Origin of the sequence: Sphingomonas mollis, assembly GCF_016427505.1 — a bacterium.
Classification (GTDB): Bacteria; Pseudomonadota; Alphaproteobacteria; order Sphingomonadales; family Sphingomonadaceae; genus Sphingomonas; species Sphingomonas mollis.
Window position 1 is genome coordinate 77,588 of record NZ_JAELXS010000001.1, and the last position, 21,548, is coordinate 99,135.

The 21,548-nt window shown below is 66.9% G+C and carries 17 protein-coding genes; 7 read left to right on the plus strand and 10 right to left on the minus strand.

The window, feature by feature from the left end; all coding sequences use genetic code 11:
• Positions 1-43 precede the first annotated feature (43 nt).
• On the plus strand, positions 44-1,342 hold the full coding sequence (gene hslU, locus JAO74_RS00350) for an ATP-dependent protease ATPase subunit HslU (protein WP_199033902.1): 1,299 nt from the start codon (positions 44-46) through the stop codon (positions 1,340-1,342).
• A gap of 103 nt (positions 1,343-1,445) precedes the next feature.
• On the opposite strand, the gene JAO74_RS00355 is transcribed toward hslU, so the two are convergent.
• From JAO74_RS00355 to JAO74_RS00380, 6 genes are read right to left on the minus strand one after another with little or no spacing between them, the layout of a single operon-like run.
• Entirely contained in the window at positions 1,446-1,823 is a 378-nt protein-coding gene (locus tag JAO74_RS00355) for a hypothetical protein (protein ID WP_233150524.1), read from the minus strand.
• Entirely contained in the window at positions 1,823-2,245 is a 423-nt protein-coding gene (locus JAO74_RS00360) for a hypothetical protein (RefSeq protein ID WP_199033904.1), read from the minus strand. The genes JAO74_RS00355 and JAO74_RS00360 overlap by 1 nt, the downstream gene beginning before the upstream one ends.
• A gap of 35 nt (positions 2,246-2,280) precedes the next feature.
• Positions 2,281-3,021 carry a hydroxyacylglutathione hydrolase gene (gene gloB / locus JAO74_RS00365; RefSeq protein WP_199033914.1) on the minus strand — a complete coding sequence of 247 codons (741 nt, stop codon included), beginning with the start codon at positions 3,019-3,021 and terminating at the stop codon, positions 2,281-2,283.
• 1 nt (position 3,022) lies between these two features.
• A complete protein-coding gene (locus JAO74_RS00370) occupies positions 3,023-3,436 on the minus strand; it encodes a VOC family protein (protein WP_199033916.1) in 414 nt (137 codons plus the stop codon).
• 54 nt (positions 3,437-3,490) lie between these two features.
• Positions 3,491-4,231, minus strand: coding sequence for a tetratricopeptide repeat protein (locus JAO74_RS00375; RefSeq protein ID WP_199033918.1), 741 nt, complete (start codon positions 4,229-4,231; stop codon positions 3,491-3,493).
• Complete coding sequence (locus JAO74_RS00380; protein WP_199033920.1) at positions 4,228-4,950, minus strand: alpha/beta hydrolase; 723 nt, start codon at positions 4,948-4,950, stop codon at positions 4,228-4,230. The genes JAO74_RS00375 and JAO74_RS00380 overlap by 4 nt, the downstream gene beginning before the upstream one ends.
• A 161-nt stretch (positions 4,951-5,111) precedes the next feature.
• On the opposite strand from JAO74_RS00380, the gene JAO74_RS00385 reads away from it, so the two are divergent.
• Positions 5,112-6,239: a GGDEF domain-containing protein gene (locus JAO74_RS00385; protein WP_199033922.1), complete on the plus strand. Its 1,128-nt coding sequence runs from the start codon at positions 5,112-5,114 to the stop codon at positions 6,237-6,239.
• On the opposite strand, the gene JAO74_RS00390 is transcribed toward JAO74_RS00385, so the two are convergent.
• Entirely contained in the window at positions 6,236-7,624 is a 1,389-nt protein-coding gene (locus JAO74_RS00390) for a UDP-N-acetylmuramate--L-alanine ligase (RefSeq protein ID WP_199033923.1), read from the minus strand. The two genes, JAO74_RS00385 and JAO74_RS00390, sit on opposite strands and share 4 nt — an antisense overlap.
• Positions 7,625-7,675: 51 nt before the next feature.
• On the opposite strand from JAO74_RS00390, the gene JAO74_RS00395 reads away from it, so the two are divergent.
• The 5 genes from JAO74_RS00395 to JAO74_RS00415 all read left to right on the plus strand — a co-directional run bounded on the left by JAO74_RS00395 (position 7,676) and on the right by JAO74_RS00415 (position 15,239).
• A complete protein-coding gene (locus JAO74_RS00395) occupies positions 7,676-8,491 on the plus strand; it encodes an LD-carboxypeptidase (protein WP_199035045.1) in 816 nt (271 codons plus the stop codon).
• Positions 8,491-9,384 carry a class A beta-lactamase gene (gene bla / locus JAO74_RS00400; RefSeq protein ID WP_199033925.1) on the plus strand — a complete coding sequence of 298 codons (894 nt, stop codon included), beginning with the start codon at positions 8,491-8,493 and terminating at the stop codon, positions 9,382-9,384. Before JAO74_RS00395 ends, bla begins: the two co-directional genes overlap by 1 nt.
• Positions 9,385-9,458: 74 nt before the next feature.
• A complete protein-coding gene (thrS, locus tag JAO74_RS00405) occupies positions 9,459-11,468 on the plus strand; it encodes a threonine--tRNA ligase (RefSeq protein WP_199033927.1) in 2,010 nt (669 codons plus the stop codon).
• A gap of 105 nt (positions 11,469-11,573) precedes the next feature.
• Positions 11,574-12,104 carry a translation initiation factor IF-3 gene (gene infC / locus JAO74_RS00410; protein ID WP_056531786.1) on the plus strand — a complete coding sequence of 177 codons (531 nt, stop codon included), beginning with the start codon at positions 11,574-11,576 and terminating at the stop codon, positions 12,102-12,104.
• A 231-nt stretch (positions 12,105-12,335) separates the two neighbouring features.
• Positions 12,336-15,239 (plus strand): TonB-dependent receptor, encoded by a 2,904-nt coding sequence (locus JAO74_RS00415; RefSeq protein ID WP_199033929.1) that lies wholly within the window; start codon positions 12,336-12,338, stop codon positions 15,237-15,239.
• Between the two features lie 57 nt (positions 15,240-15,296).
• Here JAO74_RS00415 and JAO74_RS00420 read toward each other — a convergent pair whose 3' ends face one another.
• The 3 genes from JAO74_RS00420 to mutS form a co-directional block, all read right to left on the minus strand.
• A complete protein-coding gene (locus JAO74_RS00420; RefSeq protein ID WP_199033936.1) occupies positions 15,297-18,032 on the minus strand; it encodes a [protein-PII] uridylyltransferase in 2,736 nt (911 codons plus the stop codon).
• A 10-nt stretch (positions 18,033-18,042) separates the two neighbouring features.
• On the minus strand, positions 18,043-18,774 hold the full coding sequence (locus tag JAO74_RS00425) for a 2OG-Fe(II) oxygenase (RefSeq protein ID WP_199033937.1): 732 nt from the start codon (positions 18,772-18,774) through the stop codon (positions 18,043-18,045).
• A gap of 72 nt (positions 18,775-18,846) precedes the next feature.
• Positions 18,847-21,423: a DNA mismatch repair protein MutS gene (gene mutS, locus JAO74_RS00430; RefSeq protein ID WP_199035046.1), complete on the minus strand. Its 2,577-nt coding sequence runs from the start codon at positions 21,421-21,423 to the stop codon at positions 18,847-18,849.
• Positions 21,424-21,548 lie beyond the last annotated feature (125 nt).

The following is a 21,548-nucleotide window of genomic DNA, read 5'->3' on the forward strand; positions in this document are numbered from 1 at the left end:
CCCCCGACCCCTCCCGCAAGCGGGAGGAGAGAGAGATTACACCATGAACGAACAGCTTACCCCCAAGGCGATCGTCGCCGCGCTCGACGCCCACATCATCGGTCAGGCCGACGCCAAGCGCGCGGTCGCGGTTGCGCTGCGCAATCGCTGGCGGCGGCAGCAACTGTCGGCCGATCTGCGCGACGAGGTGACGCCGAAGAACATCCTGATGATCGGGCCCACCGGGTGCGGCAAGACGGAGATCAGCCGGCGTCTGGCGAAGCTGGCCGATGCGCCGTTCGTAAAGGTCGAGGCGACCAAGTTCACCGAGGTCGGCTATGTCGGCCGCGACGTGGAGCAGATCGCGCGCGATCTGGTCGAGGAGGCGATCCGGCTGGAAAAGGAACGCCGCCGTATCGCGGTGAAGGACAAGGCCGAAGAGGCGGCGATGGGGCGGCTGCTCGATGCGCTGGTCGGCAAGGATTCGAGCCAGGCGACGCGCGAGAGCTTCAAGCAGCGCTTCGCCGATGGCCATCTCGACCAGAGCGAGATCGAGATTGAACTGGAACAGGCGCCGGCGATGCCGTTCGAGGTGCCGGGCGGCGCGCCGCAGATGATCAATCTCGGCGAGATGATGAAGTCGTTCGGCGGCGGCCAGCAGTTGAAGCGGCGCAAGCTGACGGTGCGGGCGGCGTGGGAGAAGCTGGTCGACGAAGAGGCGGACAAGCGGCTCGATCAGGACGAGGTCAGCCGCTTCGCGCTGGCGGATGCGGAGGCGAACGGCATCGTCTTCCTCGACGAGATCGACAAGATCGCGATGTCCGAACATCGCGGCGGCGGGTCGGTCAGCCGTGAAGGCGTGCAGCGCGATCTGTTGCCGTTGATCGAGGGTACGACGGTCGCGACCAAATACGGGCCGATGAAGACCGACCATGTATTGTTCATCGCCAGCGGCGCGTTCCATGTCGCCAAGCCATCGGACCTGCTGCCCGAATTGCAGGGCCGCTTGCCGATCCGGGTCGAGCTGAAGGGGCTGACCGAGGCGGATTTCGTCGCGATCCTGTCCGACACCAAGGCATCGTTGCCGGCACAATATCGCGCGCTGCTTGGCACCGAGGGCGTGTCGATCGAATTCACCGAAGACGGTATCGCCGCGGTCGCGCGGATCGCGGCCGAGGTGAACGGCGAGATCGAGAATATCGGTGCGCGCCGGTTGCAGACGGTGATGGAGAAGCTGCTGGAGGAAATCAGCTTCGGCGCGGAGGATCGGCAGGGCGAGACGCTGACGATCGACGCGGCCTATGTCGACAAGCAGTTGGCGAGCATCGCGCGCAACACCGACCTCAGCCGGTTCGTGCTGTAAAACATTCGTCGTTGCGAGCACAGCGAAGCAATCCAGGGCAGCGCGGGCGACACTGGTTTGCTTCGCTACGCTCGCAATGACGATGCAGGCTTATTGAAATCGCTCAGGGCTTCTTCGGCTTCTCATACGGGGTGAATTCGCGGAAGCGGCAATAGGCCGATGCGATGCTGGTGCCGGGCTGCAGCACCCGGAATAGGTCGTTGCGGCATAGCTGGCCCGAACGGATCTCGACGATCAGCGTGGTCATCGGGCGCAGCGACGGGCATTTGCCCACCGGACCGGTGCGATACAGGCGCCGGCCATTGGCGTTGTAGAGGATCGTGTCCGCATCGATGATCGTCGGGCCGTTATTCATTTGCGGATCGATGCAGTTGACGGGCTTGCCCGCCACCCGACCGGCAAGGAAATCCTTGTCGGCGGCGGACGACGGAATGGCAAGCGTGACGAACGCCAGAGGCGCCAGTGCGACGATCCGGCGCATCAGCGGGCCTTCCGATAGGGGATGAAGTCTCCGAACGAGCAACTGCCGGTCGGGAAGCCGGAGACCCGATCGACCAGACGGACGATGTCGCCGCGGCAGAATCGGCCCATCGGCGTGCTGGCGACCATGACGTCGCCGGAATTGCCCATCCGCTCGCAACCCGGACCCATGTCGTTGCGGTATTTCAGGTTGGCGCTGTATCGATAGACGATCGTGCGCCCATAGGAGGAGCTGGACGGCGTGCGGGTCTGGGGCAGGCAGCTTTCCGGTTTGCCTGGGGTGAGGCCAGCCAGCGCCTGATCGAGTTTCTGGCCGCTGTCGTAAGACACCTGTTCGCCCAACGGTTTTTCGGGCGTTCGCGAACCGCTGCCGGCGCAACCGACCAGCGTCATCGCGACGAGGGGGATCAACAGGGATCGCATCGACATTCTCCAGTCATGACGGATTCGGTCGGGGGTCAGCCACGAAAGCCGTCCTTTTGCGTACGAAGTTCACCCAGCCGTGCCGCGGAGCCGGCGCGCATGAAGGGATTCGTGTCGCGCTCCTGACCGATGGTCGTCGGGATCGTCGGTTCGTTGCGGGCGCGCAGGGCATCGACCGTCGCGCGGCGATCGGCGATCGCCGTGTTGTCCGGTTCGACATGGGCGGCGAAGGCGGCGTTCGATTTGGTATACTCGTGACCGCAATAAACCACCGTCTCGGCGGGCATCGCGGCATAGCGTTCCATGTTCGCCCACATCTCGGCCGGCGTCCCTTCGAACAACTTGCCGCATCCCATCGCGAACAGTGTGTCGCCGGTGAACAGGACCGCATCGTCGGCAAAATGGAACGCGACATGGCCAGCGGTGTGACCGGGCACGGCCAGCACCTTGCCCGTGTGGCTGCCCAGCCGGATCACGTCGCCTTCGCGCACGAAGGTGTCGAGCGTCGGGATGCGCTCCTTTTCGGCGCGCGGACCGGTGATCGTAACACCTGTCCGCTTCATATCGGCATTGCCGCCGGTGTGGTCGGGATGCCAGTGCGTCGTCCACACCTGCGAGATATGCCACCCCCGCTCCGCCGCGGCGGCAAGGACCGGCGCGGCTTCGCCCGGATCGACAACGGCGGCGTCGTCGGTCTTCGGGTCATAGATCAGCCACGCGTAATTGTCGGCCAGCACCGGCACCGCGACGATCTGGAGCGGGGGCGTCGTGGTCATCTCACCATGTCCCGGTGTTGGGCATCGACGCCCATGGTTCGGCCGGGGGCAGGGAGCCATCCTGCAACAACTCGATCGAGATGCCGTCGGGCGTCTTCACGAACGCCATATGGCCGTCGCGCGGCGGCCGGTTGATCGTGACGCCGGCATCCATCAACCGCTGGCACGTGTCGTAGATGTCATCGACGCGGTAGGCGAGATGGCCGAAATTGCGACCGCCTTCATAGTCTTCCGGGTCCCAGTTGTGGGTCAGTTCGACCTCTGCCGACTCGTCGCCGGGAACGGAGAGAAAGATCAGCGTGAAGCGACCCTTCTCGTTCTCCATGCGGCGGGCTTCTTTCAGCCCGAGCAGTTCGAAGAACCGGATCGTCGCGTCGGGGTCGGTCACGCGGATCATGGTGTGTAGGTAGCGCATCGTCTCTCCGGTGGTCAGTATAGCGCTTCAACCCCCCGGCGGTCGAACATATCCCTATCGCGTGCCGGTACTGCCGAACTGGGCCAGCGCGGCGGTGGCGCTCCGACCGGCGGGCAGGGTCGGGGCCAGCCGGGCGGCTTCTCCCCACGCGCGGCGCGCGGCGGCCTCGTCGCCGGTCAGCGCGGCGAGATTGCCCGCCTCCAGCTGGACCGCCGCATCGTCGGGGGATCGTTTCAGCGCCTCGGCCAGATCGGTGCGCGCGCGGGGCAGGTCGCCCATCCGCCGGGCGAGCGTCGCCGACAACAGCCACGCGAGCGGATCGTCAGGCGCGTTGCGCAGCGCCGAATCGAGATCGAGCCGCGCGGCCGCCGGTTGTTGCAGGGCGACGAGCGTGCGCGCCCGATCGAGTTGCGCCTCACCCAGATCGAGACCGGTCAGCGTACCGGCGGCCAGCGCGGCATCGAGCGCGGCGCGGGCCTTGGTCGCATCGGCCGCGGCCAGCCATGCGTTGCCGGCCTGCGCCCAATAGGTGGCGGCGGCGGGATCACGCGCCACCTCTGCCTCGCGCGCGGCCTGTTCGAAACTGGCGGCGGCATCCAGCCAGCGCGCGTCCTTCGCCCAGGCCAGACCCATGCACTGGCGTGCCATGGGACCACCCCCGGCGAGGCGCCAGCGTTCGGCATTGCCCCGCGCCCTGGCGGGATCGCGTGCCGCCAAAGCGGCACAGGATTCGGTCGGTGGCGGGGCCGGTGGGCCGGCGACCTGCGCGGCCAGCAGCAACAGGGCAGGGATCATCGCGTCACATCCTCGACCGCGCGGATCAGCAGCGCGATATCGGACGCGCGCGACAGGCGGTGGTCGCCGTCCTTGACCAGCATGGTCTGCACATCGGCTGAACGGATCAGCCCGGCGAGCTGCATCGTGCGTTGCCAGGGGACGTCGGCATCCGCCTGCCCCTGCAACAGGCGGACCGGGCCATCGAACGCGATCGGCCCGAACATCAGCCGGTTCGCCTCGCCCGACGACCAGAAGGCGCGGGTGTAGAGCGTCGGTTCGGGGCCATAGGGATTGGCGCGTTCCAGCTTGCCGTGGTTCAGCATCGTCATCTTTTCATCGATGGTGAAGCCCCAGTCGGTGAAGTCGGGCGCCGGCGCGATGCCCACCAGCGCCACGACCCGGTCGGGCCGCGCGCGAGCCGCCAGCAGCATCAGCCAGCCACCCATCGACGAACCGACCAGCACCACCGGTCCCGTCGTCACATCGTCCAGGATCGCCAGCACATCGTCGCGCCAGCCGGCCAGCGTCTGATCGGCAAAGGCACCTTCGCTGAGGCCGCAGCCCGCGTAATCGAACCGGACGAAGGCGCGGCCGCTGGATTTCGCCCAAGCCTCCAGCGCGATCGCCTTCGTCCCGCTCATGTCGGACGCGTAGCCGGGCAGGAAGACGATGGTCGGTCCGGTGCCGGGCGTGTGGTGGAAGGCGAGGCGCGGGCGGGGGGCGGCAGGGGGTGTCATCGGACACGCCTTGCCATCGCCGATGCAGGCCGCCCAGCGGAAACGCGCGGCAGACAGGCTCCGCCATCAAGGCACGCCGTTTATGACGCCGTGGCGACAACGACGTGATAACCAATCCATGTCAGAGTGATTCGTGTCGCGCAGGGCGGCGAAGGAACGACATGGTTCTCGACATGGGCACCCTCTATGCAGTGGCTGCGATCGCTTCTGCGGTGGCGGGCGTTCTGCACCTGATTCCGTGGTTGACCGGGCGTCTTGCCCCGTGGGCGGCATGGTGGGGCCTCGGTCATATCGCCGTGGGCGGCAGCAGCCTGATGGTGGCCATCTTCGACGTTAAGTCGGTGGCCATGCCGGTGTTCATCCCCAACATCCTGTCGGTCATCGGCTATGCGGCGGTATTGCAGGGTGTCCGCGTCTTCGAACGGCCGCAAGCGCGGGCGGCGCCGTTGTTGATCCTGGTGGCGATCGCGGCGGTGCCGCTGTTCCTGTCGCGCGATCCGCAGGCGTTTGCGGGGCGGATCGCCTATCTGTGTGCGGTTCGTGCGTGCTGCGATCTGGCCGTCGCCTATGTGGCGGTGCGGATGGCGCAGCGGCAGGGTTTGCAGAATGCGTGGCTGATGGCGTTCCTGTTCGGGGCGACGGTGCCGTTGTTCGTCGGGCGGGCATGGCTGGCGGCGACGGGCCGGATCGGATCGACGCTGCTGGGACCGGCGGATGATCTGGCGTCGTGGCTGGCGGCCAGCGCGATCGCCTTCATCGTGTTCCGTGGCTTCTCGCTGTTGTTGCTGGATGCCGAACGGAGCCACCGGTCGCTGGCCGATCTGGCGTGTCGCGATGCGCTGACCGGCGCACTGAACCGGATGGGACTGGCGCAGTTGCGGCAGCGGCTGGACGGGCAGGTGGCGGTGATGATGATCGACGTCGATCGGTTCAAGGCGCTGAACGATGTCGAGGGCCATGTGGTGGGCGATACCGCGCTGCGCCTGCTGGCGGAGACCGGCCAGATGGTGCTCGGCCAGCGCGGATCGCTGGTCCGGACCGGCGGCGACGAGTTCCTGGGCGTGATGCCGCGCCTGTCGCACGAAGAGGCGCGGGCGCTGGCGGACGCGATCGAGCTTCGCTTCGATCAGGAGATCGGCCGCTGTACCGCGCTTGCGCCGCGCCCGACGCTGAGCATCGGGCTGGCGGAGGGGGCGATCGCCGATGGCTTCGAACGCCTGATCGCGCAGGCGGATCAGGCAATGTACGCGGTGAAGCGGATGCGGCAGGGCAACCGCCGCGCGGCCTAACCGCCCAACCGGGCAAGCATATCCGCGGCCAGCGTGCTCAGCGTATCGTCGCGTGCGCCCATCACGACGATGCGGTCGCCCGGTCGCGCCAGCTCTACCAGCCGGCGGGCGGCATCGGTGCGATCGGAGTCGTGATATGCCCGTCGTCCCGCATCCGCCACCGCCGCGACGATGTCGCCGCTGCCGACTTCACGATTTACGGTGCCGCCGAAATAGGCCGGGTCGGGCATCGTCAGCACGTCGTCGGGGGCCATCCGTTCGGCAAAGGTGCGCGCCAGTTCATGGCCCATGACCTTCAGCGGGCCATAGCCGTGCGGCTGGAACAGGATCAGCAGCCGGCCGGGATGCGCGTGCAGTGTGTCGAGCGTAGCGGCGATCTTGTCGGGATTATGCCCGAAATCGTCGATCACCGCGACGCCGGCCGCCTCGCCGACCAGATCGAAACGGCGGCGCAGGCCGGTGAAGCCGGCGATCGCCGCGATCGCATCGTCGCGATCCACCCCCGCCGCGATCGCCGCGCCGATCGCGGTCAGGGCGTTGGCGACGTTGTGGCGGCCGGGAACGGACAGCCGCACGCGGTGCCTTGCGTTGCCCGTGACCAGATCGAACGCGATGGCGAAGGGTTCGGGCGACAGGTTCTCTGCCATCAGATCGGCCGGTGATTCGATGGCGACAGTCACCAGCGTCTCGCGTGGGAGCGTCTCGACCAGCGCCGCGGCCTCCGGATCGCCGATATTGACGATCGTCGTCGTCGCTTTTGCCGCGAAGTCACCGAACAACTGCCGAAGCTCGTCGAGCGTTTTGTGGTCGAGGCTGACATTGTTGAGCACGGCGATACGCGGTGCATACAGCGCGATCGAGCCATCGCTTTCGTCCACTTCGCTGACGAAGGCGTCGCCCGCGCCGACCAGCGCACTGGCGAACGGTGCGTCGGGGCGGACGAAGTTCTTCATCACCGCGCCGTTCATCACCGTCGGGTCGCGGCCGGCGGCGTGGAGAATCCAGCCGATCATGCCGGTGACGGTCGATTTGCCGCTGGTGCCGGCGACGCCGATCGGGAGCGCGGCCTCGTTGAACAGGCGCGCGAGCAGTTCTGCGCGGCTGGCGCGGGGCGCGCCCAGGCGGTGGGCGGCGGCGATGTCCGGGACGCTGTCCTCCACCGCGGCGGAGGCGACGACCAGACGGTCGGCGGCGATGCCGCTGCCGTCCTGCGGGAACAGGCGGATGCCGGCGGCGGCGAGGGCATCGAACTTCGGCGTGCTGCGACCGGCATCGAAACCGCGATCCGATCCGGCGACGTCACCGCCGCGCGCCCGGACGATCATCGCCAGCGGCATCATGCCCGATCCGCCGAGCCCCACGAAGAAGAATTTGCCGTGCTCCATGCTGGCGGGCTATCGAGATCGGCGGACCGGGGCAAGCGTTGGGGAAGAGTGTTGAGGATAGGCGTGGTGGCGCCCGGACGGCCGATCGATCCCATCGTGGCGGCGCGGGCCGGTGCCTTTGCGGCAATCGCCTATCCGGCAATCGATCTGGTCTTTCATCCGCAATGTTTCATGAGCGAGGGGCATTTCGCCGGGTCGGACGCGGTGCGGGCGGCGGCGTTCCTCGATGTGGCGAACGATCCGTCGTTCGGCGCGGTCTGGTTCGCACGCGGCGGTTACGGATCGAACCGCATCCTGGCGGAGGTGATGCCGAAACTGGCGCCGGCCGCGCGGAACAAGAGCTATGCCGGTTATTCCGATGTCGGGTTCCTGCTCGCCGCGCTCTATACACGCGGGATCGGCCGCCCCGTGCACGCGCCGATGGCGACCGACATCAACCGTGCCAAGGGTGACGAGACGGTCGCGCGGACGCTCGGCTGGCTGCTGCGACGCGACCGGCAGGGGCTGGAGCCGGGACTGGCCGGGCGGCCGGCGGTGGCCTTCAACCTCGCCATCCTGCAGGCGCTGGTGGGGACGCCGTGGCTGCCCGATCTGGCCGATCACGTCCTGATGATCGAGGAGGTCTCGGAGCCGCTGTATAACGTGGACCGCATGCTCTTCACGATCGCCAATGCGACCCAGTTGAAGGGGGTGGCGGGGGTACGGCTGGGGCTGGTCAACGACATTCAGGAAAACGAGCCGCCCTGGGGCGAGACGCTGGAGTTCATGATGGATCGCTGGTGCCGCGACATGGGCGTGCCGTATCTGGGGCGCGCGCAGATCGGCCATGCGCAGGCCAACATGGTCGTGCCGTTCGGTATCGCCTGATGACGGAGCGATCGACCTTCGACGGGTTGATGACCCGGCGCGTGATGATCGGCGGGGTCATGGCGGGGGTCGCCGCGCCCGCGCTCGGCCTGACCGCGCCGGGGGTGACGACGGCATGGGCGACGCTGGACAAGGCCACCGGTCGGTTCTCCGGCGTGAACGTCAACGATCGCATGCCGATGTGTTCGACCTTCAAATGGCTGTTGGTCGCGTGCGTGCTGGCACGCACCGATCGCGGGCTGGAACGGCTGAGCCAGCGGATTTCGTTCGGGCCGGATGATTTGCTGGGGTACGCGCCGACGGTCCGTGCCGCCCTGACGGCGGCCGGTGGCGATCGCGCTTCGCTCAGCATCAAGAATTTGTGCGAGGCGGCGGTGACGGTCAGCGACAACAGCGCGGCCAATCTGCTGCTGCCCGTCGTCGGCGGGCCGGAGGGACTGACGGCGTGGTTGCGGCGGGCCGGCGACCCCATCACCCGGCTCGACCGGACCGAGCCGGCGCTCAACCGGGTGCCGCCGGGCGATCCGCGCGATACGACGAACGCGGCGGCGATGCTGGGAACGCTCGACCGGTTGCTGTTCGGCGCGGTGCTGTCGCGCGGATCGCGGCACCGGCTGACGGAGTGGCTGCTGGCGTGCAAGACGGGCGCCGACCGGCTGCCGGCGGGATTGCCGGCGGGGTGGCGGGCCGGACACAAGACCGGCACCTATACGACCGACCGGCCGACCCGGATCGATCGCAACGCCGCGGGCGATGTCGGCCTGTTGCTGCCGCCATCGGGCAAGCCGATCCTGATCGTCGCCTATGTCGCCGGCAGTCGCCAGCCGCAGCCGGTGGTCGATCGCTGGTTCGCCGGTCTCGCCCGCGATGCCGTCAGGCGCCGGATCGGGTGACACCCGCGGCGCTTGCCTGTATGCGCCACCGGGCGGCATAAGCCGCTCCCCTCTTGTCTTTTGCGAGTTTCTCCATGTCCGCCATGTTCCGCATCACGCTGCCCGACGGTTCCGTCCGCGAGGTTGCGCCCGGAACTACCCCCGCCGACGTGGCCGCCGCGATCGGGCCTGGCCTGGCCAAGGCGGCGCTGGCGGCGCGGATCGACGGACAGGTGCGCGACCTGAGCCGGCCGTTCGATGGCGATACCGCACTGGCGCTGGTGACGGCGCGCGACGAAGCCGATGCGCTGGAACTGGTACGCCACGATCTGGCGCATGTGATGGCGGAGGCCGTGCAGCATCTGTTCCCCGGCACGCAGATCACGTTCGGCCCGGCAACCGACGACGGCTTCTATTACGACTTCGCGCCAAAGGACCGGCCCTTCACCGAGGACGACCTGCCCGCGATCGAGGCGGAGATGCGCGCGATCATCGCCCGCAACGAGCCGTTCGTTCGCGAGGTCTGGTCGCGCCAGCAGCTGATCGACCGGTGGACCGAACAGGGCGAGACGTTCAAGGCCGAATGGGCCGCCGAACTGCCGGAAGGCGAGGAACTGACGATCTATCGTCAGGGCCAGTGGCTCGACATGTGCCGGGGGCCGCACATGGTATCGACCGGCAAGCTTGACCCGCAGGCGTTCAAGCTGACGCGCGTGTCGGGCGCCTATTGGCGCGGCGACCAGAAGAACGCGATGCTCAGCCGCATCTACGGCACAGGCTGGCTGAACAAGAAACAGCTCGACCAGCACCTGTTCCGGCTGGAGGAGGCGGCCAAGCGCGATCACCGCAAGATCGGGCAGGAGATGGACCTGTTCCACCTCCAGTCCGAAGCGCAGGGGTCGGTGTTCTGGCATCCCAAGGGCTTCGTCCTGTGGCGGCAGATGGAGGCGTATATGCGCCGCCGGCTGGACGCCGCCGATTACGAGGAAGTGAAGACGCCGCAGCTGATGGACGCGCGCCAGTGGGAGCAGTCCGGCCACTGGGGCAAGTACCGCGAGAACATGTTCGTCGTGCCGGACGAGATTCCGAACACGGAAGACGAGGGTGCCGTGCTGTCGGGCGAAGGCGACCTGATGGCCCTGAAGCCGATGAACTGCCCGGCGCACGTCCTGATCTTCAAACAGGGGATCAAGTCGTATCGCGACCTGCCGATCCGCATGGCGGAATTCGGCTGTTGCCACCGCAACGAACCGCATGGCGCGTTGCACGGCATCATGCGGGTGCGCCAGTTCACGCAGGACGACGCGCATATCTTCGTGCGCGAGGACCAACTGGTCGGCGAGGTGCGCAAATTCTGCGAGTTGCTCGACAGCGTCTACAAGGATCTGGGATTCGAGGATTACGCGGTGAAGCTGGCGCTGCGCCCCGACAAGCGCTTCGGCGACGACGCGATGTGGGACAAGGCGGAGGCGGAGCTGCGCGAGGCGGTGAAGCAGTCGACGCTGTCCGACACGATCAAGGACAAGTTCGAGGAACTGCCGGGCGAGGGCGCCTTTTATGCGCCCAAGCTGGAATTCCACCTGACCGACGCGATCGGGCGGACGTGGCAGGTCGGGACGATCCAGTCGGACCGGGTGCTACCCGACCGGCTCGACGCATCCTATGTCGGTGAAGACGGCAACCGGCATCGTCCGGTCATGCTGCACCGTGCGATCCTGGGGACGTTCGAACGCTTCATCGGCATCCTGATCGAACATCATGCCGGCCGCTTCCCGCTATGGCTGTCGCCGGTGCAGGCGGTGGTGGCGACGATCGTGTCCGACGCCGACGATTATGCGCGGGACGTCGTCGCCCGGTTGAAGGCGGCGGGCATCCGCGTCGAATCCGATCTGCGCAACGAAAAGATCAACTACAAGGTGCGCGAGCACTCGCTGGCCAAGGTGCCGAACCTGCTGGTGGTGGGCAAGCGCGAGGCCGAGGAGGGCAAGGTCGCGCTGCGCCGTCTGGGCAGTCAGGGTCAGACGATGCTGACGCTGGACGAGGCGATCGCGATGCTGACCGAACAGGCGACGCCGCCCGATCTGCTCCGACCCGTACCGGCTTGACAGATACCCCCATTCGCGGGGTGCGGGACGGCTTTCAAATGGGCGGCGGATGCCCTATATCGGACGAGTAATTTTACAGGAGCTATACCCATACGTCCTCCCACGATGCGCCGACCCAATCAGGCGCCGCCGATGAACGGTCCTCGTTTCAACGAATGGATCCAAAGCCCCAAGGTCCGCGTGATCGACCACGAGGGCGAGAATCTCGGCGTGATGTACACGCGCGAGGCGATGGCGGCTGCGCAGGAGCTGGGTCTCGATCTGGTCGAGGTGTCGCCCAACGCCGATCCGCCGGTCGCGAAGTATCTGGACGTGGGCAAGTTCAAGTATGAGGCCCAGAAAAAGGCGAACCTCGCCCGCAAGTCGCAGAAGACGCAGGAAATCAAGGAGATCAAGATGCGTCCGAACATCGACGACCATGACTACGACACCAAGATGAAAAAGGTGCACGAGTTCATCGGTGAGGGCGACAAGGTGAAGGTGACGCTGCGCTTCCGCGGTCGCGAACTCAGCCACGGCCAGCTCGGCATGGCGGTGTTGCAGCGCGTGGCGCAGGATACGACCGAAGTGGCCAAGGTCGAAGCCTATCCGCGCATGGAAGGCCGGCAGATGCTGATGGTGCTGTCGCCCAAATAAGGTGCGCCTGCCCCTTTCGATTCAAACGAGGCGATCGGCGACGGTCGCCTTTTTTTGTTGCATTGCACGATGTTGCTTCAGTGCGACACCCTCGATCAAAAAAGATGGGGTCCCATTAAAAAACAGGGGCGATCTTCAAATTCGTTGGACGGCACTCGGTAAATCGCCCTAGCATCCATCAAACCAGATATTCGAATTATTCGGAACGGGTTGTTTAGGAGAGATGCCACCATGCGCCTGACCGCGTACCTGCTGTCTGCTGCCGCCACCATTGCGATCGCAGCGCCCGCTCTGGCGCAGGAGCCCGTCCCGACCAACGGCGCGGCGCGGCAGGTGTCGAGCCAGGCCACCGCCAACGGCGCGGTACAGGCCGAATCCCCCAATGCCGGCGCGCCGGCCCAGAACGCCGGTGCGACCGATCGTGACGCGGATGGACCCAGCGCGGGCGACATCATCGTCACCGCCACCCGCCGTGCCAGCCCGCTGTCGGACGTGCCGATCGCGGTCAGCGCGGTGACGCAGGAGGCGTTGCAGAACACCGGCGCCAATGACATCCGCTCGCTCAACCAGCTGGCCCCGTCGCTGCTGGTGTCTTCCACCGGTTCGGAAGCGAACGCCTCTGCCCGTATCCGCGGTATCGGCACGGTCGGCGACAACCCCGGCCTCGAAAGCTCGGTCGCGGTCTTCATCGATGGCGTCTATCGCAGCCGTACGGGTGTCGGCCTGAACGAACTGGGCGAGATCGAGCGGGTCGAGGTGCTGCGCGGGCCGCAGGGCACGTTGTTCGGCCGCAATGCGTCGGCCGGCCTCATCAACATCGTAACCCAATTGCCGAAGTTCAAATTCGGCGGCGTGGCCGAGGCGACCTATGGCAATTATGACAATTACCGCTTCGTCGGTGGCCTGACCGGGCCTTTGATCGGTGACTCGCTCGCGTTCCGGGTCGACGGCATCTATAACAAGCGCGACGGCTTCTACCGCAACGTCACCGCCGCCAATGGCAGCGAATCGCGCGTCAACGACCGCGACCGCTATTTCGTCCGCGGGCAGTTGCTGTTCAAACCGACCGACGCGATCAGCTTCCGCCTGATCGGCGATTACACGCATCGCAACGAAAGCTGCTGCGGCGCGGTCTATTACAGCCAGAACGAGACGACCGACCCGACCGCAAATCCAGCTCAGGCGAACGGCAGCACGGTCAACGCCGATGGCCAGGTTACCTATGGCACGTCGAACCGGATCGTCGATGTGCTGCGCCGACAGGGCGCGGTCTATCCGCTGGCCGGCACGCGCGCCAATCCGTTCAGCCGCGAAGTGGCGGTGACGCCGGGCCAGACATACCGCAACAAGACCGAGGATTATGGCGGTTCGGGCCAGCTCGACTGGGATCTGGGCGGCGCCACGCTGACCTCGATCACCGCCTATCGCGAATACAAGTCGGGCAATGCCGGCGACGTCGATTACACCAATGTCGACCTCACGCACCGTGCCGCCGACGGCAATGCGTATCGCCAGTTCAAGACGTTCACGCAGGAAGTGCGGCTGAACGGCTCGCTGTTCGAGGGCAAGCTCGACTGGCTGGTCGGCGGGTTCTATTCGAAGGAGAAGCTGAAGCTGGTCGACAACGTCGTGTTCGGCGCCAATTACGGCGCGTTCGCGGCTTGCCGGCTGGTCGCCACCGCCAACCCGGCAGCGTTCCTGCAGAACCAGGCGAATCCGGGCTGTCTCGGCACCACGCCGCTGGCGGCACTGGGTGGCGCCACGGCGCGGCAGGCGCTGGGTGCGAATTTCGGAGCGCTCGCCAACACGGTGCTGGGTGGCCTCGATCGCCTGTCGACGCTGAACAGCCGTGGTGACCAGCGGTCGGTCTATCGGCAGGACAGCGAGAATTATGCGTTCTTCACGCACAACATCCTGAACATCACCGACACGCTGTCGGTGACGCTGGGGCTGCGTTATACGCACGAGAGCAAGGACTTCCGCGCCAATTTCAACAACAACAATACGATCTGCCCACAACAACAGGCAGCGTTGTCGCCGTTTATCGCCAATGCTGCGGTGCCGGCTGCGGCGCGTCAGTATATCGCCGCGATCGTCACCCTGTCTTGCACGGGTAATTCGTCGTCGACGCTGAACGCGCTGAACCTGAACGATGGGTTCGATGACGGCGAGTTCACCGGCACCGGCGTGGTGTCGTGGAAGCCGACGCCGCGACTGCTGACCTATGCATCCTATGCCAAGGGGTACAAGGCCGGCGGATACAATCTCGACCGGTCCGATCTGGGCGGCCTGACCGGCGTCTTCGCGCCGCGCACCAATGCGGATGCACCGGGTCTGCGCTTCGATGCGGAAAAGGTGAACGCGTATGAAATCGGCGCGAAGTACAACATCCGCGGCGCGTTCAGCCTGAACGTCGCGGCATTCCGTCAGGAGTTCAAGGACTTCCAGCTGAACACCTTCAACGGGTCGGTGTTCGTCGTGCAGAACATCCAGTCGTGCAAGAACAACCTGGCCGGTGCCGATACCGACAGCCTGTCCGGCAACGGCACCTGCGCCGGCAATGCCGACAAGGCGGGCGTTATCTCGCAAGGTGTCGAACTGGAAGCGACGATGAACCCGGCGCGACACGTGACGTTCACCGCCGGCTACACCTATGCCGACACGCATTTCCGCAAGAACCTGGTCGGCAGTTCGCAGGGCGAGGCGCTTGATCCGGCCCTGTTCCTGCTGCCGGGCAACCAGTTGTCGAACGCCCCGAAGAACGTCGTCACGACCTCGTTCGCGTGGACGCCGGATATCGGCAGCAACGGCATGTCGGCCCTGTTCTACGTCGATAGCCGCCTGACCTCCGACTACAACACCGGGTCGGATCTGGCGCCGGAGAAGAAGCAGGACGGGTTTGCGCTGGTCAATGCGCGCATCGGCATCCGTGGCCGCGATCAGCTCTGGGCGCTGGAATTCTGGGCGCAGAACCTGCTGAATCAGGATTACATCCAGGTCGCCTTCAATACGCCTTTCCAGGGGGCAGGGTCGATCGCCAACACCCAGCGCTTCGGCACGACGGCCAACGCGCTCTACTCGTCCTTCCTGGCCGAGCCGCGCACCTATGGCGTGACGCTCCGCTCGCGCTTCTGAACATATCGTCCGGGAAAAGGGCCGGTCCGCTCCACCGGGCGGGCCGGCCCTTTCGTGTCAGGCGGCGACCATGTCGACCGCGTGTCCAGCCGCTGCATCAAGCAGGCGCTTTTCCAGCGTTTTCAACCGGGTGGGCTGGGTCAGCCGGTCGCCGGTCAGATCGGTGAGGTAGAAGGTGTCGACCGCGCGCTCGCCATAGGTGGCGACGTGCGCCGAATGGATCGTGACCTTCGACTGGAACAGCGCCTGTGCCAGTTGATTGAGCAGCGCCGGCCGGTCCCGAGCATTGACCTCGACCACGGTGAAGCGGTTCGAGGCGTCGTTGTTGATGAGGACGTTGGGCTGGATCGTGAACGCATCGGCGCGCATCCGTGCGGCGGGCTTGGCAACCAGCCGATCGTTCAGCTTGCCGCGATTGGCCAGCGCATCCTCGATCGCGATGCGCAGCCGGTTCAGCTGCGCCGGATCGTCGAACGGCCGGCCGAACGGGTCCTGCACCAGAAAATTGTCGATCGCCATGCCGTCGCGCGTCGTGTGGATACGCGCATCGATGATGTTGCCGCCGGCGACATGGATCGCACCGGCGATGCGATAGAACAGGCCGGGGTGATCGGCGGCATATATCGTGACGAGGGTCGCACCACGCTCCGCATAGACCTGTGCATCGATCGACAACGGCGCATCGCCGGCCGCCGCCATCAGCCGGGCGTTATGTTCCAGCACGTCCTCCGGTTCGGCGATCCAGTAGGATTCGGGCAGGCGGCGGACGAAGACGGCAAAACGCGCATCTCCCCAGTCGAGCGCCCGGGCCAGCCGCGCCTGCTTGGCGGCGATACGTTCTTCCCGACCGCGTTGCTTGTGACCGAGGCGCAGCACCTCCTCGGCCGATTCGTAGAGTGTGGAGAGCAACTGGCGTTTCCAGCTGTTCCACGTTCCCGGCCCTACCGCGCGGATATCGACGACGGTCAGCAGCAGCAGCAGGCGCAGTCGTTCCGGACTGGCGATGATGGCGCTGAAATCGAGGATCGTCTTGAAGTCCGACAGGTCGCGCTTGAACGCGGTATCCGACATCAGCAGATGATACCGGACCAGCCACGACACCGTCTCGGTTTCGGCGGGCGTCAGGCCGAAACGCGGGCAGAGCCGACAGGCGACTTCGGCCCCCAGCACCGAATGGTCGCCGCCGCGTCCCTTGGCGATATCGTGCAGCAGCACAGCGACGCGCAGCACCCGGCGCGAGATGATCTGGTCGATCACGGCGCTGGCGAGCGGGTGATCCTCGCGCAGGGTGCCCGCCTCGATCCGGGCGAGCAGGCCGATCGCCTGGATGGTGTGCTCGTCGACGGTGAAGTGGTGGTACATGTCGAACTGCATCATCGCCACGACGCGGCCAAAATCGGGGACGAAGCGGCCGAACACTCCCGCCTCGTTCATCCATCGCAGCACCAGTTCGGGATCGCCGGGACTGGTCAGGACTTCCAGGAACAGCGCGTTGGCGTGCCGGTCCTGCCGGTAATCGTCGATCAGCTTGGCATCGCGGGAGGCGGCGCGCATCGCCAGCGGATGGATTTCCAGATGATGGGCATCGGCCAGCGCGAAAATCTCGATCAGGCGGACCGGATCCTCGGCGAAGAAATCGTCGCCGGGCAGCGCAAGGCGTCCGCGATCCAGCACGAAGCCGTTCAGCCGTTTCGGCGCGCGGCGGATCGTCGGCAAGCCGAAACGCTTGCCCCGCGATGCGAACCGCTCGTCGAGATGCGCGAGGAACACCCCCGTCAACGTACCGACGGTGCGCGCTTGCAGGAAATAGAATTGCATGAAGCGTTCGACGGCGGGCTTGTCGTGCCGGTCCTTGAACCGCATCCTCGCCGCGACCTCGCGCTGCACGTCGAAGGTCAGGCGGTCCTCCGCCCGGCGCGCAATGACGTGCAGGTGGCACCGCACCGCCCACAGGAACTCGTCGGCACGGTGGAAGGCGCGGTATTCGGCGGGCGTGAAAAGGCCGACATCGACCAGCTGACGCGCTCGCTGCACGTCATAGACATATTTGCCGATCCAGAAGAGCGCGTGCAGATCGCGCAGGCCGCCCTTGCCCTCCTTCACATTGGGTTCGACCACGTACCGCGTGTCGCCCATCCGGCGATGGCGGGCGTCGCGCTCGGCCAGCTTGTCGGCCACGAACTGGCGCTCGGTGCCGCGCTGTACCTCTGCCTTGAAGCGGCGGGCGGCGTCGTCATACAGCGTGGTGTCGCCGGTGACGAAGCGCGCCTCCAGCAGCGCGGTACGCACCGTCACATCGGCCTTGGACTGGCGGATCATCTCGTCCAGCGAGCGGCTGGAATGGCCGACCTTCAGCCCCAGATCCCATAGCGCGTACAGCATCGTCTCGATCACCAGCGCGGTGCGCGGCGACGGCGTGTTGCGCGTCAGGAAACCGATATCGATGTCGGAATGCGCCGCCATCTCGCCCCGGCCATAGCCACCGACCGCCAGCAGCGTGATCGGCTCGTCCGCCGGATGCAGGCGCGTGGTGGCAAGGTCGAACAGGATCGCCAGCAACTGATCGATCAGATATGCCTGTCCGCTGGCGACCTCCAGCCCCTTGGTCGGCCGCTCGGCGAGCCGGTGCGCGATCTCGGCGCGGCCGGCGGTGAGCGCGTCCTTCAGCAACTGGATCGTGGCGGCACGCAGCCCGGCCTCGGGCAGCGCCGCCACCGCCTCCGCCAGCGCCCGACGATCGACGATCGCGCGGCGGTTGGGTAGGTGTTCGAAACGGGAGGAGGGTGATGGCATGGCGGCTCGCTCAGGCTGGTTGCGGCTGGGCGCGAAGCCAGCCGGTGATCGAATAACGTCGGTCCGGCGCGGCGCGCGTTACCATCGATACGCTATGCGGCTGCGGCACCGAGAGGATGTCCAGCGTGTTGAAGGCAGGCACGCTGCCCGACACGCTGCTGTCATCATCATGGAACAGCAGTATCCCGCCCCATTCCGGCCGCCAGCGCGGATTGAGGCCCAGGACATAGGCCGCCCGCCGGTCTTTGCCCGCCACCTCATCGTCATGCGCGGTGAGCAAATCGCCCGGAGAATAGGCAGTCGCCTGCGCGTCGGCAAAGACGATGTCGCCGGCACCGGTGATATGGCGCAGAAAGGCGAGCGGTTCCGGGCCGGAGAGCCAGATCGCGAAATCGTTCAGGACGTCGGCCGCGGTGCGCCGGGCGGAGGCGGCGTCCGATACGCGGATCGATTCGTACCGGTACTGGAACCCGTCACGAACCCCCGCCATCACGCCGTCGTCGAGCGCGGATCGCTGGGTATCGGTCATCCCGGCGCGGGTGGCGCGGTCCAGCTCGAACACCTTGTCACCGCTGTTCAGTATCTGCCGCCAGTCTTCGCGCGCGCTCAAATGCTTATGCAACCGGGCGGCATCATCGGGCATGAGGAAATCATGTACCCGCACGCGCCCATCGCGCCGATACACCGTGCCAAGTACCCCCGCATCGAGATCGGGATTGAGACGGAACGAGGGGGAGGACATACGATCTATCCGTAGTGTGGCGGTCATGTAGCGGGCCATGCCTACCATCTCCGATATGGTATCGCGACCCGCCTATCCCTCGCGCGCCAGGGCTTTCAGGCGATAGAGCGTGTCGAGCGCCTCGCGCGGCGTCAGTGCGTCGATGTCGAGCGCTTCCACCTCGGCGCGGATCGCGTCGCATTCTTCTTTCTCTGCGAGCTGCGCGGCGGCGAACAGGGGCAGGTCGTCCAGCCCGGCCGCCAGTCCGCCGGTCTTGGCACGACCGGCCTCCAGCTTGGCGAGCACCGCCTTGGCGCGGGCCACGGTCTGCGGCGCCATGCCGGCGAGGCGGGCGACGGCGAGGCCATAGCTGCGGTCGGCGGGGCCGTCCGTCAGTTCGTGCAGAAGGACGAGATCGCCCTTCCATTCGCGGGCGCGGACATGGTGGAGGGACAGCGCCTCGCATCGTTCGGCGAGACGCGTCAGTTCGTGATAATGGGTGGCGAACAGGCAGCGGCAGCGATTGTCCTCATGGATCGCCTCCACCACCGCCCACGCGATGGCGAGACCGTCATAGGTCGACGTGCCGCGCCCGACCTCGTCGAGGATCACGAAGCTGCGCGGCGTCGCCTGCGCCAGGATCGCGGCGGTCTCGACCATCTCGACCATGAAGGTGGAGCGGCCACGCGCCAGATTGTCGGACGCACCGACGCGGCTGAACAGGCGATCGACCAGTCCGAGCGTCGCGCGGGTCGCGGGGACGTAACTGCCGCATTGCGCCAGGACGGCGATCAGTGCGTTCTGGCGGAGGAAGGTCGATTTGCCGCCCATGTTGGGGCCGGTGACGAGCCACAGGCGCGAGCTTTCCGACAGGCAGCAATCATTGGCGACGAAGCGGTCGCCGGCGCGCGCGACCGCCGCCTCGACTACCGGGTGACGGCCACCCTCGACATCGAAACAGGGGTGTTCCACCAGCACCGGCCGCGCCCAGCCGCCCTCCGCCGCGCGCTCCGCCAGTCCGGTCGCGACGTCGAGGCGGGCGAGCGCGTCGGCGGTGGCGGCGATCGCCTCGCGCCGGTCGAGCGCCTGTGCGGTCAGGTCTTCCAGATGCGCCGCCTCCGCCGCCAGCGCGTGGGCGCCGGCCTGCGCCACTTTCGTCGCCACGTCGTGCAGCGCGGGGGTATTGAAGCGGACGACGCCAGCCAGCGTCTGGCGGTGGGTGAAGCCGCTGTCGGGCTTCATCAGCGCGTCGGCTGCCCGGGCCGGCACCTCGACATGATAGCCGAGCACGTTGTTGTGGCGGATCTTGAGCGCGGTGACGCCGGTCTGTTGCCGAAACTCGGCCTCCAGCGCGGCGATGGCACGCCGACCGCCGGCGCCGGTATCGCGCAGATCGTCCAGCGCCACATCGTACCCGGCAGCGATATAGCCGCCATCGCTCGCTTCGATCGGGGGCGAGGGGACGAGCGCGCGGCGCAACAGATCGATCAGCGCGCCGTGACCGCGCAGTTGCGGTGCCAGTTGCGCGAGCAGCGGCGGCGCGCCGGCCACATCGAGCCGCTCGCCCAGCGCCCATGCGCCGTCCAGACCGTCGCGCAACTGGCCCAGATCGCGCGGGCCACCACGCCCCGCCACCAGTCGCCCCATCGCGCGGCCGATATCGGGCAGCGCACGCAGCGCCGCCCTGATCCGCTCGCGCAAACCCGCATCGTCATGAACATGCGCCACCAGTTGCAGCCGCGCGTCGATCGCTGCCCGGTCCATCAGCGGCGCGCCGATATCCGCCGCCAGCAACCGCGCACCGGCGCCCGTCACCGTCCGGTCCACCGCATCGAGCAGGCTGCCGCGCCGCTGGCCGCCGGCGGTCTGCGTCAGTTCCAGACTTTCGCGCGTCGCCGCGTCGATCGCCATCGTCGTGGCGGCGCGGTGCAGGACGGGGGGACGCAGGAACGGCAACGCGCCCTTGGCGGTGTGGTCGAGATAGGCGATCAGCCCGCCCGCCGCGGCCAACTCCGCGCGGCCAAACTGGCCGAACCCGTCGAGCGTCGCGACCGCGAACAGGCGTTTCAGCCGCGTCTCGCCGGTGCCGCTGTCGAAATCCGCCTTGGGTCGCATCGACGTGGCGGCCTCGATGAACGCGCCCGCTTCGGAGGCGACGACCTCGGCCGGGGACAGGCGGGCCAGCTCGGCAGGCAGCGTTGCCGCGTCGAGCGCGATCACCTGGAACCGGCCGGTCGAGACATCGGCCGCGGCGAGTGCCACGTCGCCGCCCGCCTCACCGATCGCCACGCACCAATTGTCGGATCGCGCGTCGAGCAGCGCTTCCTCGGTCAGGGTGCCGGCGGTGACGACGCGGACGATCGCGCGGTTGACCAGCGCCTTGGAGCCGCGTGCCTTGCGGGCGGCGTCCGGGCTTTCGGTCTGCTCGGCGATGGCGACGCGGTGGCCCGCCTTGATAAGGCGTTGCAGATAGGCGGTGGCGGCGTGGACCGGCACGCCGCACATCGGAATCTTCTCGCCATCATGCTCGCCGCGCGCGGTCAGCGCGATGTCGAGCACGGCGGCGGCAATGCGGGCGTCGTCGAAGAACAGCTCGAAAAAATCGCCCATCCGGTAGAAGAGCAGGCAATCCGCCGCTTCCGCCTTCAACGTCAGATATTGCGCCATCATCGGGGTGGGGGCAGCGGCAGGGGTGGGGGAGGCGGCGGACATCGACCCCGTCTAGCGAGCGTGGCGGCGCGGCCCAAGTCCTGCCGACATGGCCGCGGCGGGTTTCGCGCGAAGTGCCGATTCCT